Origin of the sequence: Salinisphaera sp. PC39 (assembly GCF_040361335.1) — a bacterium.
Lineage (GTDB): Bacteria > Pseudomonadota > Gammaproteobacteria > Nevskiales > Salinisphaeraceae > APNM01.
Window position 1 is genome coordinate 38,247 of sequence record NZ_APNM01000007.1, and the last position, 13,767, is coordinate 52,013.

Genomic DNA, 13,767 nt, shown 5'->3' on the forward strand with positions numbered 1-13,767 from the left:
TTTTAAACTGTTTGGAGATTCGGGCGCGAGAGGTCGACGATGAGCTACGTTTTCTCGTTGTCGGCAGGATCGAGGGACGGCATTGGTCGGCGGTGATCACCTTTCGCGACAGCAACGTCCGGATTATATCCGTGCGTCGATCCCGCCCCGAGGAGGTGGCGCTATATGAAGGCTAAGGAATTCGATCGCAAATTCGACGAGGGTGAAGACATCACCGAAGCACTGGATCTATCCAGTGCTCGCCGGCCCTTGCAGGAGCAAAGGCGCGTCAACGTCGATTTCCCCGGCTGGATGATCGCGCGTCTGGATAAAGAGGCCAAGCGCCTAGGTGTCAGTCGCCAGTCGATTATCAAGGTCTGGCTGTCGGAGCGTTTGGAGCAATCGGCATCCGACCGGATGTGAAGAGCTACGGCGCTCGCACCCTTGATGGCAGTAGGCCGGGATAAGCGCCCTAGCGCGTTCCCGGCATTCCGGCAGCGCAAGTCGATGATCGCGAAGCATTCTTCAGTCGTCTCCGGTCGTTCATGCATGACACGCTTGGTCCCCAATGCGAATGATAGACTTCAATCAATGAGATTGACCCGGGAAGAGCGCAGGATCATTCGTGAGGAGGTGGCCCGTGTTTTCGGCACGGGCGCATCCGTGAGGCTGTTCGGCTCACGCCTGGACGACGGCGAGCGTGGCGGCGATATAGACCTGTACATCGAAGCGGATGGAACGCCGTCCAATCTGTTGGATCGCGAGTTGGAACTGTATTCGACATTGATCCGGCGTCTCGGTGACCGCCGTATCGACATCGTCGTGCACGACAACGGAGCGCCGCTGCAGCCGATACATCGGCATGCGCGGCGCACGGGCGTCTCGTTGTAGGCGGATTGGGCACGTCATGGACTCGAAAGACGATACCGATCGCCTGCGCTACTTGATCGACTTGATCGATCGGGAAGACGCGCATCTACTGGCCGTCAGGTCCCGGTTCCTTGGTCATTGCTGCGATGTCGATGCCCAGCGCATGCAATCATTGCTGTCCGATGACGTCGGCGTCGATCGTCTCGAGTCGTTCGGGGCCAAGTTCGGGCGCATGCAGGACACGGTCATGGACAAGTTCATCCCCGTGCTGCTGCGCCTCTCCGGCGAGCGTGTCGTTGCCGCCATCGACAACCTGGGCAAGATGGAGCGCCTCTGTCTGATCGAGTCGGCGGATGCTTGGCTGCAAATGCGCAACCTGCGCAACCGGCTCGTCCACGAGTATTTCGACCGGCCGGCCGACATGGCCCCGGCCCTGGAGCGCGCCTGCCGTTTCACGGATGTGATGCATGCGGACTATCAAGCCATGCGCGAATACGCTCAGAGCCACTTCGCGTTGTGAAACGAGGCGAAACCGCCCCCTGGAAGCATGCTGAACCGTAGGCCGGGATAAGTGCGTCAACGCGTTCCCGGCATTCCGGCAATTTGCCGGAAACGGCCCTCCGGGCCTCGTTTCGGAGCTGCATCCTCGAGAAATCCCCCTCGCTCCCCCTTTGGAAAAGGGGGAAGTAGGGGGATTTAGCATTCGAAAGGGGAAAGTGGCGCGGGTGGCCCGGGATAAGCACGCGAGAGCGTACCTGGCTGGCAGAGATGGCACAGCTCGACGGCTTTTGGTATTCGCAAGCGAACCCGATACAATGTGACCACTAAATTGGTCACCTGGGGTCGCGATGCAAGATACAACCGTGACACTGAAAGAGGCCAAGGCGCGCCTCAGCGAATTGGTCGAATTGGCGGCCTCCGGCGAGCGAGTCGTCATCACCAAGCATGGCAAGCCCGTTATTCAGTTGTCGGGCCTGGAAAAAGCGTTCAAGCCCGTGAACGCAGCGGCATTGCGCCGATTGACCGACGCCTTGCCGGAGCAGAAGGAAGACGCGGCTACCCTGACCCGCCGGCTCCGGGAAGACGCGCGTTACTGATGCTGTATCTGGACACGCGTCTTCTGGTTGCCGTGTTGACCCCCGAAGCGCGGACGCATGACATGCAGGATTGGCTCGCTTCCCAAGCGCCCGGCTCTCTGGCTATCAGTGAGTGGGTTCTGACGGAATTTTCCAGCGCCCTCTCGATGAAAACGCGCATGGGCGATTTGGGCGAGCGCCAGAGAGCCAAGGTATTGTCCGAATTCACGTCGCTCGTCGACGACGCATTTGGGATTTTCCCCGTCGTCCGCGCCGACTTTCGGACGGCCGCTCGTTTCGCCGACCAACACGACACGGGACTGCGATCTGGCGATGCCCTGCATTTGGCGATCGCTTTCAATCACGGTGCTTGCCTGTGCACGCTGGACAAGAAATTGGTGGCGGCAGCCGACATGCTGGGCGTCAACGCCGAATCGCTTTGAACGCTATGGTCGCTTCCTGTGCCTGGATGCCGGACAAGCGCGCGGCGCTTTCCGGCATGACGAAGAAGGGATGGTTGCTCCGGGAACTAATAGCCCCACCCGTCGCCCCGGAAAATTGCTAAGCGATATCGCCCCGAGAGGCGGAGCGGGGCCCCATCGTGCAGCGATGGGGTGCGACCCTCGGTGGGGCGATACTCCACCCGGTACAGCCACGAAGCGATATCCGCCCGATGGCTGTCGCTTCCTGGCCGATGCCGGGCTTGCTCCTCGTCTCGGGTGGAGATCCGGGGCTGGCGGAATCTGGCACGGCGTTGCTATTGCTCCCGGATAGCTGTATCCGTAGGTCGCGATAAGCGCCCCGGCGCATTCCCGGTCATTCCGGTCCGGCGATTTTTCGGCAACGGCCCTGGCGGACCTTGTTCTGGGTTCGTAGCCACAGAGAATCCCCCTCGTTCCCCCTTTGAAAAGGGGGAAGGGATGCCGGTCAGCACGGGAACGGCCCACGGGCCTTATGCCGGTCCACGTTTCTGCAATCGTCTCCGGCCGTCCAGGCATGACACGCATGTTTGTCCGATGCGCAGGCCATGTGCGAGTACGCGCAGAGCCGCTTCGCCTTGTAAGCTCATCAACAGGGAATCCATCATCCTCCGCCGTTACGCGACAATTGTCGGTTCCTTCTCCCCTGAGGGGAGAAGGCCAGGATGAGGGGGGCGGCCATGCCTTCCTCCTCACCCACGGATCAAGCCGTAGGCCGGGATAAGTACGCCAGCGCGTTCCCGGCATTCCGACTGGATGATAATCTCAAGGAAGCAAAAGCGCTGTTACCCCGTGCAAGGAAGCAGGTGGTGAAGACGACGAAATACTTTCGAACGATCAGGAAGCGGCCGGATCGTTCGATGATCAAGGACGAATGGATCGAGCAGGCCATGAAGGCGCCCGAACGCGAGCATGTCCAGGCAGACGGCAGGATCCGTCGCTGGGGACGGATAGCGGAAATGGAGGGCAGATACCTTCGCGTCATCCTGCTGCCTGACGGTGAAACCGTACACAATGCGTTTTTCGATAGAGGCTTCAAGCCATGAAAGTCCAGTATTTCGAAGATACCGATACGCTCTATATCGAATTCCGCCGCGGCGATATCGTCGAGTCCAGGAATCTCGACGAAGACATCGTGCTCGATCTGGATGAGCAGGGTGATGTGTGTGCGATCACGTTCGAGCATGCCAGCAACCGCACGGACGTCCATCACCTGACTGTCGAAGGTATTGCAGCATGATGCGCTGAGTAAGCGGCGCTTCCCGCTGCTCCTGTATCCCGCAATACACTGCGCGTCTCCGGCACGACAATAGGTAAGAGTGGGCGCACCCTCATGCGCCTCGTACCGCAAATCGTCCCCGGATCGTCGCCCCGGAAAATCGCGAAGCGATTTATCCGGGGCCCAGTGGAACGCGGCACGGCAGTGCCCATAGCCCCCTGGACCCCGGATGAGACGCGCCGCGTCTCTCAGGGGTGACGAACAACCCTGGACATCATGCAATCCCGGATCGCGCTGCGCGCCGCCGGCCTGACGGTAGGAAAGGGAGGGCCGCGTCCTCATACTCACCGCGACGCAAATCGCCTTCGAATCGTCGCCCCGGAAAGGCGCGAAGCGCCCTGTTTTGGGCTCAGCGAAACGCGGCACTGGCCGCCCGCCAGACACTACGGCACAATGGCGGCGCTGTCGGCGCCCGGCCGGGGGCGACGGGCATCAACCACCGGACATCTTCGCATCGGATGATTGACAGTATCCTCACCGTCTGCACCGGCAATATCTGCCGCAGCCCCTTCGCGGAAGAGATTCTGAGGACCAAGCTATCGGGCGTATGCCTGGGCTCGGCGGGTATCGGTGCCCTCGTGGGTGAACCGGCCGACCCGCTGGCTATCCAGGTCGGCGGCGAACTGGGGTACGATCTGCAGGGACATGTTGCCCGACAGATCGGGGGAGAGCACCTCAGGGGTTGCGATTTGGTTCTCGTAATGGACGACACGCACTTGGGATGGATCCGCACGCAGTTCCCGGAGGCGCGTGGCAAGGTGTTCTTGCTGGGGCATTGGGATGGCGGCGCCGAGGTCGAGGATCCCTATCGCCACGACGAAGACTTTTTCCGCAGCGTCTTCCGTAAAATCCAGGATTACAGCGAAAGCTGGATCGGACGGCTGTCTTGATCGGCTTGGTTTACCGTGTATAGGGGCATCATGTGAGAGAGAACAATAACGGTGGACCGCACGTCCTGGTGACGGGTGGTGCCGGCTTCATCGGCAGCCATGTCTGCAAGCTGCTTGCCGACGAGGGCTATTGCCCCGTTACCCTGGACAACCTGTCTTCCGGCCATCAGCGTTTCGTCCAGTGGGGGCCGTTCCTCCACGGCAACATCTGCTCCGCCAACGACCTCGATCACGTCTTTCATCATTACAACCCGGTCGCGGTATTCCACCTGGCCGCGGATATCGAGGTGGGGAATTCGGTAGAGAACCCGGATCCCCACTATCGCAACAACATGGTCGGTATGCTGGAACTGCTCTCGACCATGCGGCGCTGGAAGGTGGACAAGCTGGTGTTCGCCAGCACCTGCGCTGTCTACGGGAGCCCGGAGACGCAGCCGATACGCGAGGACGAACCGTTGGCACCCGCCAGTCCCTACGGGCACGGCAAGGCGATGTGCGAGCGGCTGATAGAGGATTTTGCTTCGGCCTACGGCCTGCGGGCCGCGAACTTGCGCTTCTTCAACGCCTCCGGCGCGTCGCCGGAGATCGGCTTGGGCGAGGCCCGCCGTCACGAGACGCATCTCATACCGCTGGCACTGGACGCCGTTCTCGCGGCCGAGACCTTTACCGTGAACGGCAATGATTATGACACCCACGACGGCACCTGTGTGCGCGATTACCTGCATGTCGAAGACATCGCCCTTGCGCATTTCCAGGCGTTGAAGGCGCTGGATCGTTGCGAGAGGGGCACGGCCGCTCTCTATAATCTATCGACCGGCCAGGGTTATTCCGTGCTGGATGTCCTCAAGGCCATCGAACGAGTGACCGGGCAGCCCGTGTCCTGGCGCGTCGGGCCCCGGCGTCCGGGTGATGTCGCGAGACTCGTCGGCGATGCGAGCCTTGCGACACGTGACCTCAACTGGCAACCCGCGCGCTCCAGCATCGACTCGATCGTGGGCTCCGCATGGGAGTGGCGAAGGCATTATCATGGCAAGCTTTGGAGCGAAGCCTCATTCACGATATCCCGGAGTCCGGCTTGATGCGGATGGATAAGACATTCGGACGTGTCCACATGATCGTACGGCGGCTGCTGGCCACGAGCCCGGCATTGCTTCTCGCGGCCTGCGCCATGCCGGGTTACGAGATCGAGGACGCGGGATCGAATTCGCCCTGGTATCAGGGCAGCGATCCTCGCGCCCGGGACGAGGCGACCGTCGACTACGAGCCGAAGGTCACCAAGATCACGCCGGATATGATCGCGGACATGAAGTCGGATACCGGCCCCGCCTACCCCAGCGACATGCCCCGCTCCGAGGAGCCCTTCCGCTACCGCGTAGGGCCGGGCGATGTCCTCAACGTCGTCGTCTTCAATCACCCGGAACTGACCAATCCCGCCGGTACCAGCGAATCCAGCGAATCGTCGGGCCGCCTGGTCAACGCCGATGGCATGCTGTATTTCCCCTTCGTGGGCGAGATCGACGTCGCCGGCCTCACCCTGGACGAGATCCGGCGCAAGCTGGCCGAGGGCCTGTCCCGTGTTATCCGGGATCCGCAAGTGGATGTTCGGGTCTCGCAATACCGTAGCCAGCAGGTCTTCATCACCGGCGACATCCCGCGTCCCTGTTCGGTGCCGGTCACCGATCTGCCATTGACCATTCTTAAAGCGTTCGATGCCTGCTCGACACTGGCGGGCAGTGAGGGTGCCGTCGGCATCCAGAGCGTTAGCCTGATCCGCGACGGCGAGGCCTATCCGATTGATCTCAACGCCATGTACCGCACCGGTGACCTTGTGCACCTGCGTGACGGAGACCGCCTGATCGTCGACGACGGCGCCAGCCGGATATTCGTGGTCGGGGAGTTCGAGGACCAGGTGGCGGCGCCGTTCTCGGCCGGCGGCATGACCCTGGCCGATGCCATCGCGGCGGGCCAAGGTTTGAACCTGGAAACGGCCGACCCGGGCGCGATCTACGTCATCCGCGGCTTCGTGGGCCAGGAGCCGACACCCGACGGCGAGGTGCGGACCCTGCGCAAGCCGCACATCTATCACCTGAACGCGAGCTCGGTGGACAGCCTGATCCTGGCCGACCAATTCCCGCTGCAACCGCGCGACGTCGTGTACGCGGCACCGGCCGGCCTGGTCAACTTCAACCGCGCCCTGTCGCAGATCACGCCGTCTCTGAACCTGCTGTTCCAGAGCTACCTGATCTACGACCGCCGCGGCAATGACTAACCCCGAGCCGACGCCCAAATACCCCCTTTCCCAAAGGGGGGCAAGGGGGGATTTCCTCTTCGAATCCATCCACGGACCCCAGACCCGACAAAGAGCCCCATGATCAGCTTCCCGGAAAAAGGGAAACCTCATTCCCCCCTTTGCCAAAGGGGGGGCAGGGGGGATTTCCTCTTTGAATCCATCGGTGAACCCCAGACCCGACAAAGAACTCTATGACCAGCTTTCTAGAAAAGGGAGGACCGTCCGACGGTCCCGACGAGGAAAACAACGTCGACCTGCGCGAGTACATCGGCATCGTCCTGGAAGGCTGGCCCTGGATCGTGGGTTTCGCACTGATCGGGCTGCTCGCCGGTCTGTACACCGCCTGGCACAAGGCGCCGGTCTACCAGGCCGATGCCCTGGTGCGAATCGAGTCCCAGCAGCCCGGCGGGGGATCACAACAGGCGATGATGTTCGCCCAGGAATTCGGGCCGCAAATCTCAGCTTCGGCCGAAACAGCCGTGCTCAAATCGCGTTCCATACTGGGCGCCGCGGTGGACCGCGTGAACCTGCGCGTGGATGCCGAACCCGATTACTGGGGCGGCTTGGGACGCGCGATCGCGCACTGGCGCAATGGCGCCCAGCCGCGCGGCGCCCCGTTCGGCCTGCTGGACGAATACGCCTGGGGCGGCGAGGAGATTCATGTCTCACGCCTGCGTTTTCAGAACGAAGTGGGTAGTGCCCGTTTCAGATTGATCGCGGGCGACGATGGCACATACGAACTCCGCACCGTGGATGGTAGTCCGGTACTCCAGGGTAAGGCCGGCGAACCAGCGACAGGGTCGGTTGAAGGGATCGGTCGCGTCGAAATCCTTGTCGGAAAGTTGCATGCGCGTCCCGGCACCCGTTTCTGGGTCAACTACCGCAGCCGCGCGGCGGCGTTGTCGTCGTTACATCGCCGCTTCAACGTACGTGTTGGAAGCAGTTCCAGCATCCTGGATTTGACCCTCAAGGCCGACTCGCCGGCCGCCGCCGAGCGCCAGCTCGACGCCATCATGGCTGTCTACCTGGAAAAGAACGTCGAGCAACAATCCGAGGAGGCCACCCGCCGTCTGGAATTCCTCAAACAGCAACTGCCAGAGCTCAAGCAGCAGCGCGACAGTGCCGAGCAGCGGCTGCGCGAATTCCAGGAAACCGCGGGTCTGCTGGATCTCAATACCGAGGCCCAATCCCTGCTCGACCGTATATCCAATGTCGACCAGGCCCTGGAAGAGCTCAAGTTCAAACGCGAGGAACTGCTCCGGCGCTATACGGCGGAACACCCGTCCATCGAGGCGGTCGATTCCAAGATCGCCTCGCTGCGCAACGAGCGCCAGCAACTCCAGAACGAAATCAAACAACTCCCAAAGGCCGAGTCCCAGCTCTTGGAGCTACGGCGTGAGGTCAAGGTCACCAACGAGCTGTATCTCCAGCTCCTGAACCAGGCCCAGGAGCTGGAGATTGCACGAGCCGGCATCACCGGCTTCGTGCACATCGTGGACGAGGCCTACAGTCCGCCGTCCATGATCGAGCCCCAACGCGTGCAGATCACCGGTCTCTACGTATTGGTCGCCCTGGTCCTCGGCGGCGTGGTCGTCGTCGCCAAGAACGTCTTCCGCGTCACCTTGCGCGAACCGGACCAATTGGAGGCCCGCAGCGGCCTGCCGGTCTACGCTACCGTGCCTTTCAGCGACACCGAGAAGAAACTGCATAGCGGCAAAGAGCACGAAATGCCCCTGGCCGCGGTTTCGCCGGAGGACTTAGCGGTCGAAAGCCTTCGCAGCCTGCGCACCAGTCTCCAGTTCGCGCTCATGGAGTCCAAGGGGCATTGCATTGCTTTTAGCGGCCCGACACCAAGCTGCGGCAAGAGCTTCGTGGCTTCGAATACCGCCATCCTCCTGGCGCACGGCGGCAAGCGTACGGTCTTGGTCGAAGCCGACCTGCGGCGCGGGCGACTGCGGCGCGCCTTCGGCATCTCGCGCCGGCACCCGGGGCTCTCAGACTGCCTCTCCGGGCAGGCGACGCTCGACGAGGCGCTTGTGGAACAAGGTGGGGTGCATGTCCTGGCTGCTGGCCAGAGACCACCGAATCCGGCCGAACTACTCATGTCCGGCGCCATGTCCGATCTCATGAAGCAGCTCGCGGAGCGTTTCGACTATGTCGTCATGGACCTGCCCCCGGTCCTGAACGTGGCCGACGCGAGCATCGCGGCGAGCTATGCCGACGCATTGTTCCTGGTGGTCCGGAGCGAGCTCTCGACCCTGCATGATGTCCAGCAGGCCAGGAAGCGCTTATCGCGTGATGACATAGCCGTGAAGGGCATCGTGTTCAACGGCTTCAAGCCGAACCGCCTACGCTATGGCTATGCACGCTACGGCTATTACAGCTATCGCTATGGCAGCGACAAGCGAGGTTGACGATCGCAGACTGAAAGCGGCCCTGTCTGGGCGAAGCCCGAAAGCGCCTTCCAGGCTTCCCATGGAGGGGACTAACGTCTAGTATTGCGTTCAATGAATGAACGCACGATCTCCGACGAAACACGCTACCGCCTGCTGCGTATGCTGGCGGACAACCCGGCGTTGTCGCAGCGTGACTTGGCGAACGAGCTGGGTATGAGCGTGGGCAAGGTCAACTATTGTTTGCGTGCCCTGCTCAACGTCGGTCACATCAAGGCTGTAAATTTCAAGAACCGGCGCAACAAGCGCGGCTACCTCTACCAGCTCACGCCCGCGGGCCTCGCAGCCAAGGCGCTTGCCGCGCGGCGCTTCCTGACACGCAAGCAGGCGGAATACGAGCGCCTTGCCGCCGAGATCGAGCAACTCCGCCGGCAGGCGGTCGAGGACGAGCAATTGGCTGGTAAGCGGACATGAGCGCCCAGCAAAGGGACCGCATACTGGTCACCGGTGGCGGCACGTCGGCATACATCTTCGGTCCTGGACAAAAGCAAATCCCGCCTTGCATTGGACCTAACGAATACGCATTGAGTGTAGAGCTGCGAACGCAACTTGATGGAATACGGTCTGTCATGGATAACCCATCGGCCTCCTGAAATATGGCAACACCTTATTTGAACAGGTTAGGACGGCGCTGGCGGCGGATCGCCGGAAATCCTGGCAGCAGGCGTTCGCAACTCGTGCATGCTGCCCTTGGAAGCGGTGGCATTGGCATGGCTTCGCGATTTCTGAGGGTGTTCACGGCAATTGTTCTGGCACGAATCCTAGGGGCGGAAGGTTACGGGATTTATGCCTATGCGGGTTCGATAGTGATGCTCTTGTCCGTACCTTCCGAGCTCGGTCTTCCGCGGCTTGTCGTACGCGAAGTGGCGGCAAATCGGGCACTGGCTCGCTGGGGTTACGTGCGTGGCCTTTTGCAACGTGCCATGCAAGCGATCGTGCTTTTCTCAGTTGGAATCATCGCCCTTGCCGCACTTGTAGGGCCAATGCTCTCCCAACGAATCGAAGCCTTGGACTGGACCACATTTGCCTGGGCACTGCTCCTGGTGCCCTTAGGAAGTCTAAGTGCCTTGCGCGGTTCTGCTCTTCGCGGTTTGCATCATATAGTTACTGGGCAACTGCCAGGTGCTTTGCTTCGGCCTATCGTATTCCTATTGCTTATAAGCATCGCCTTATGGGCAATACGGCCGCTTGAGCCTTATCAGGCCATGATGTTGAGCGTAATCTCGGCTACTGCGGCATTCGCGGTCGGTAGTTGGCTGCTATGGAGAGCGCTTCCTAGCGAGGTTTATCGCGCTATACCTGTATATGAAACAAGGCGCTGGATGGCGAGTGCTCTACCTTTTGGTCTGCTAGCCGGGATTACTCTAATTAATAGCCAGACTGACATTATCATGCTTGGATTGTTCTCGAGTGCGAGCGATGTCGGTATTTATCGCGTTGCCACCCAAGGTGCCATGCTTGTTTCATTCGCGCTGATGACCATAAATACGGTTCTTTCACCGAACATAGCAAGCCTACACGCCAGTGGTGATTGGGACGGGCTACAACGCCTAATAACAACGAGTGCCCGCGCTACAATTATAATCTCAGTGCCGGTGGCTCTCACTCTGATTATTTTCGGTAGACCCATCTTAGCAACAGTTTTCGGTTCTGAATATTCAACCGGTGCTCTAGCGCTTGCCGTTCTGTGTACTGGACAGTTGATAAATGCGGGCTTCGGGTCGGTTGGCAATATATTAAATATGACTGGTCATGAGCGAGATTCCGTTGTAGGCGTCGGAATTGGAGCAGCATCAAATGTAATTTTAAATCTGATGCTCATACCAAGATGGGGGATTGAAGGCGCTGCAATAGCAAGTGCCGTATCGATTCTTGTTTGGAACAGTTGGTTAACAATAGTGTTGTATCGTCGTACTGGATTGTTAAGTATAGCTATCTATCCTTTTCTTATTAACAAGAATTCAAGGGTAAAACATTAATTAAGGAAGCGATTTTCTGTAATTTAATTCAAGTCTATAGTCCACATTGGTACGGATATTTTGATGAAGCTAAAATCAATCGCGCCTGCGTCATTAAAGCGTTTTATTCGAATCCTAAAAAATAAAAGGACGCCACGTGATCTCTTGCTATCTGAGCTTCCTAAGAACGCTATCGGAGCAGAAGTCGGCGTATGGAAAGGGGAGTTTAGTAGGCGACTGGTTAAGGAGTTAACCCCATTAGAACTACACTTGATCGATCCTTGGAAGTTTCAAGATTCATTTCCGGATCGCATGTATGGTGGGGTAGTGGCTAAATCGCAAGAGGATATGGACGATATTTACGATTCAGTTGCGGAGATTTTTGCTAAGCAACCGAATGTCAAATTACATCGAGGAACGTCAGATGAGATATTAAGGTCTTTCCCGGATGCATATTTTGATTTTATGTATATAGATGGGAATCATTATTACGACTATGTACTAAATGATCTTAATTTGAGTTATAAAAAAATTAAGAAGGGGGGCTTGTTGACTGGTGATGATTATATCTGGGGGAAAGACGATGGCTATCTAGTTAAATGTGCTGTGGAAGATTTTATGAAGAGTAATAGTATAAATTCTAATAGACTACGTATTTTTCGTTCTCAATTTCTTATAAAAGTATAGCAGTCCCCGAAAGTCTGTCTGAAATCAATGAAAATACCGAGCAAGTATTGGCCCTCGTATTATGAGGATTTTGGGTCGTGGCTTAAGAAACGATGCCTAGCAGTGCTGCTGAACCTGCCTAATGTTACGCCTTTGACAACTGATAAAAGGCATATTTTTATTTGTGGATGTGGGCATAGCGGAACAACTTTGCTCGCCGCCAAGCTCGCTCTCGCTACAGATGCGCTCTTAATTGCCAGGGAGACAAACGCTTTCCTTCCGGAGGTCGGCGCGTACTGTGCTAAGCGCATTGTCATAGAATGGAATTATTTTGCGAATTGGGCTGATAAGGATTTCATAATTGAGAAAACGCCGAAGCATGTGCATTGCATTCCTAGAATCGCTAAAGTTCTTCCAAGTGCCAAAATTGTTCTTATAACTCGAAATCCGCTCGACACTATAGCTTCGCTGTACAAACGGCTAGGTTCGATCGAGGCTGCGACGCATAGATGGAGAATAGACACCGAGGCAGCGGTGAACGCTCAGAAATACGCTAATACTATTTTGGTGAAATATGAGGATTTAATTTGTTCACCGCATCATGAATTTGGACGTGTTTCTAAATTCTGTGGTCTGCGCTGGCATCCCTCATACTTGGGCTTGAATTCCACTGGTTACGACTCTGTCTCACAAAAAGGGAATATGATTAATAGAGCGGAACAAGTCCGCGGCAAAATTAGGAATAATATAGGAGGATGGAAGGATGTCTTAACAGAGTCTCAGGTCCATTACATTGTCAGGTATACATCAAGTGCAGCCAGCAAGGCAGGGTATAAGAACTGTGTTAAATAGCAACCCATTCTACATATCTTAATATGCAGCCCGATATAAGCATTATAATTCCTTCATATAAGGCCGAGCCATGGATATCGAGGGCATTAGAGTCTATTTCAGGGCAACGCAGATCATTAAATATTGAGACGATAGTTGTCGAAGATGGTTGTTTTGACGCAACAAAATCTGTAGTTGATAAATTCGAAGATACTAGATTAATTACACTTGAGCGAAATCATGGTGCGCCCGCCGCGCGAAATTATGGGCTGAATGCTGCGAGATCAAATTACGTGCTTTTTCTCGATGCTGACGATTACATTCAGGGGCCGTTACTAGACGGCTTAGTAAGTGCGTTAAAGAGCTCTTCGGCGGATGTTGCATTTGGTCCAATGCGTCAAATGGGAGCCCATTATAATGCGACAAATATATTCTATCCTGAAAAGTGTGACTCGCTCAGCTGGATTGCAGCTAGATTAGAAGGAAGGCGCTGGGCTAAGCCATGGCCAGGAAGGGTTGCATGGCGCAAGAGCGTTTTACTATCTAATGGTGGATGGAACGAGTCCCTAGAGGGGGGGCAAGATGAAGAATTGGTCATTCGCTGTTTATTGAATGGCGCTGAATCTACTGTCAGCCGCGAAGGGGTAGGGATATATTGGCAACATGATTCGCCTACTCGGATCACCAATAGTCGCAATAATGAGATTTCTGCGCAGGTCACTTATAGGCAAATCAAGGAGTGGATTGATTCGGGCGCCGGGCAGGGTGGCGCATTGCGAATGCCTTTGGCTAAGTTCTGCTATCGCGTTGCGGAAAGATCGTACTGGGATGGTTCAATAGCTGAGGGGGAGGCGTGGTTATCGAGGGCCAGGGCCTTAGGGCTACCAGGTCATCCCGGGTCACTAAGGCATAAGCTACTGTCTAATGTCCTAGGTTTGAGGCGCAAACAAAAGGTTGCATTTCTTTTTAATAGAATTAGAAATTTGTGAATGTGCT

16 protein-coding genes and 1 pseudogene are annotated in these 13,767 nt (G+C 57.3%); all 17 read left to right on the top strand.

The window, feature by feature from the left end; genetic code table 11:
• Positions 1-11: 11 nt before the first annotated feature.
• Positions 12-176 (top strand): annotated as a pseudogene (locus PC39_RS08290) (BrnT family toxin); the annotation flags it as partial.
• Positions 166-402 carry a type II toxin-antitoxin system BrnA family antitoxin gene (brnA, locus tag PC39_RS08295; RefSeq protein ID WP_353252913.1) on the top strand — a complete coding sequence of 79 codons (237 nt, stop codon included), beginning with the start codon at positions 166-168 and terminating at the stop codon, positions 400-402. The pseudogene PC39_RS08290 and the gene brnA, both read left to right, overlap by 11 nt.
• A gap of 168 nt (positions 403-570) precedes the next feature.
• Positions 571-870 (top strand): nucleotidyltransferase domain-containing protein, encoded by a 300-nt coding sequence (locus PC39_RS08300; RefSeq protein ID WP_353252914.1) that lies wholly within the window; start codon positions 571-573, stop codon positions 868-870.
• A 16-nt stretch (positions 871-886) separates the two neighbouring features.
• Positions 887-1,369 carry a ribonuclease HepT family protein gene (locus PC39_RS08305; protein WP_353252915.1) on the top strand — a complete coding sequence of 161 codons (483 nt, stop codon included), beginning with the start codon at positions 887-889 and terminating at the stop codon, positions 1,367-1,369.
• 343 nt (positions 1,370-1,712) lie between these two features.
• Complete coding sequence (locus tag PC39_RS08310) at positions 1,713-1,946, top strand: type II toxin-antitoxin system Phd/YefM family antitoxin (RefSeq protein ID WP_353252916.1); 234 nt, start codon at positions 1,713-1,715, stop codon at positions 1,944-1,946.
• Positions 1,946-2,368 (top strand): type II toxin-antitoxin system VapC family toxin, encoded by a 423-nt coding sequence (locus tag PC39_RS08315; protein WP_353252917.1) that lies wholly within the window; start codon positions 1,946-1,948, stop codon positions 2,366-2,368. Before PC39_RS08310 ends, PC39_RS08315 begins: the two co-directional genes overlap by 1 nt.
• Positions 2,369-3,213: 845 nt before the next feature.
• Positions 3,214-3,450 carry a hypothetical protein gene (locus tag PC39_RS08320; protein ID WP_353253052.1) on the top strand — a complete coding sequence of 79 codons (237 nt, stop codon included), beginning with the start codon at positions 3,214-3,216 and terminating at the stop codon, positions 3,448-3,450.
• Positions 3,447-3,644, top strand: a complete 198-nt coding sequence (locus tag PC39_RS08325; protein ID WP_353252918.1) for a DUF2283 domain-containing protein — start codon at positions 3,447-3,449, stop codon at positions 3,642-3,644. The genes PC39_RS08320 and PC39_RS08325 overlap by 4 nt, the downstream gene beginning before the upstream one ends.
• Before the next feature lie 497 nt (positions 3,645-4,141).
• Positions 4,142-4,573 (top strand): low molecular weight protein-tyrosine-phosphatase, encoded by a 432-nt coding sequence (locus PC39_RS08330; protein WP_353252919.1) that lies wholly within the window; start codon positions 4,142-4,144, stop codon positions 4,571-4,573.
• 32 nt (positions 4,574-4,605) lie between these two features.
• A complete protein-coding gene (gene galE / locus PC39_RS08335; RefSeq protein WP_353252920.1) occupies positions 4,606-5,652 on the top strand; it encodes a UDP-glucose 4-epimerase GalE in 1,047 nt (348 codons plus the stop codon).
• 32 nt (positions 5,653-5,684) lie between these two features.
• Entirely contained in the window at positions 5,685-6,842 is a 1,158-nt protein-coding gene (locus tag PC39_RS08340) for a polysaccharide biosynthesis/export family protein (RefSeq protein WP_353252921.1), read from the top strand.
• Positions 6,843-7,054: 212 nt separating this feature from the next.
• Positions 7,055-9,277, top strand: a complete 2,223-nt coding sequence (locus PC39_RS08345) for a polysaccharide biosynthesis tyrosine autokinase (RefSeq protein WP_353252922.1) — start codon at positions 7,055-7,057, stop codon at positions 9,275-9,277.
• A 93-nt stretch (positions 9,278-9,370) separates the two neighbouring features.
• On the top strand, positions 9,371-9,730 hold the full coding sequence (locus tag PC39_RS08350) for a MarR family EPS-associated transcriptional regulator (protein ID WP_353252923.1): 360 nt from the start codon (positions 9,371-9,373) through the stop codon (positions 9,728-9,730).
• Positions 9,731-10,026: 296 nt separating this feature from the next.
• Positions 10,027-11,295, top strand: coding sequence for a flippase (locus PC39_RS08355; RefSeq protein ID WP_353253053.1), 1,269 nt, complete (start codon positions 10,027-10,029; stop codon positions 11,293-11,295).
• A 63-nt stretch (positions 11,296-11,358) separates the two neighbouring features.
• A complete protein-coding gene (locus PC39_RS08360; RefSeq protein ID WP_353252924.1) occupies positions 11,359-11,961 on the top strand; it encodes a class I SAM-dependent methyltransferase in 603 nt (200 codons plus the stop codon).
• A 102-nt stretch (positions 11,962-12,063) separates the two neighbouring features.
• Entirely contained in the window at positions 12,064-12,792 is a 729-nt protein-coding gene (locus PC39_RS08365; RefSeq protein ID WP_353252925.1) for a sulfotransferase family protein, read from the top strand.
• 23 nt (positions 12,793-12,815) lie between these two features.
• Positions 12,816-13,760: a glycosyltransferase family 2 protein gene (locus PC39_RS08370; protein WP_353252926.1), complete on the top strand. Its 945-nt coding sequence runs from the start codon at positions 12,816-12,818 to the stop codon at positions 13,758-13,760.
• The last annotated feature ends 7 nt before the right edge of the window (positions 13,761-13,767 follow it).

Excerpts from the sequence above, each read along its gene's own strand:
- brnA (WP_353252913.1), top strand. The coding sequence starts at position 166 with ATGAAGGCTAAGGAATTCGATCGCAAATTCGACGAGGGTGAAGACATC.
- PC39_RS08300 (WP_353252914.1), top strand. The coding sequence starts at position 571 with ATGAGATTGACCCGGGAAGAGCGCAGGATCATTCGTGAGGAGGTGGCC.
- PC39_RS08305 (WP_353252915.1), top strand. The coding sequence starts at position 887 with ATGGACTCGAAAGACGATACCGATCGCCTGCGCTACTTGATCGACTTG.
- PC39_RS08315 (WP_353252917.1), top strand. The coding sequence starts at position 1,946 with ATGCTGTATCTGGACACGCGTCTTCTGGTTGCCGTGTTGACCCCCGAA.
- PC39_RS08325 (WP_353252918.1), top strand. The coding sequence starts at position 3,447 with ATGAAAGTCCAGTATTTCGAAGATACCGATACGCTCTATATCGAATTC.
- PC39_RS08330 (WP_353252919.1), top strand. The coding sequence starts at position 4,142 with ATGATTGACAGTATCCTCACCGTCTGCACCGGCAATATCTGCCGCAGC.
- PC39_RS08340 (WP_353252921.1), top strand. The coding sequence starts at position 5,685 with ATGATCGTACGGCGGCTGCTGGCCACGAGCCCGGCATTGCTTCTCGCG.
- PC39_RS08345 (WP_353252922.1), top strand. The coding sequence starts at position 7,055 with ATGACCAGCTTTCTAGAAAAGGGAGGACCGTCCGACGGTCCCGACGAG.
- PC39_RS08350 (WP_353252923.1), top strand. The coding sequence starts at position 9,371 with ATGAATGAACGCACGATCTCCGACGAAACACGCTACCGCCTGCTGCGT.
- PC39_RS08355 (WP_353253053.1), top strand. The coding sequence starts at position 10,027 with ATGGCTTCGCGATTTCTGAGGGTGTTCACGGCAATTGTTCTGGCACGA.
- PC39_RS08360 (WP_353252924.1), top strand. The coding sequence starts at position 11,359 with ATGAAGCTAAAATCAATCGCGCCTGCGTCATTAAAGCGTTTTATTCGA.
- PC39_RS08370 (WP_353252926.1), top strand. The coding sequence starts at position 12,816 with ATGCAGCCCGATATAAGCATTATAATTCCTTCATATAAGGCCGAGCCA.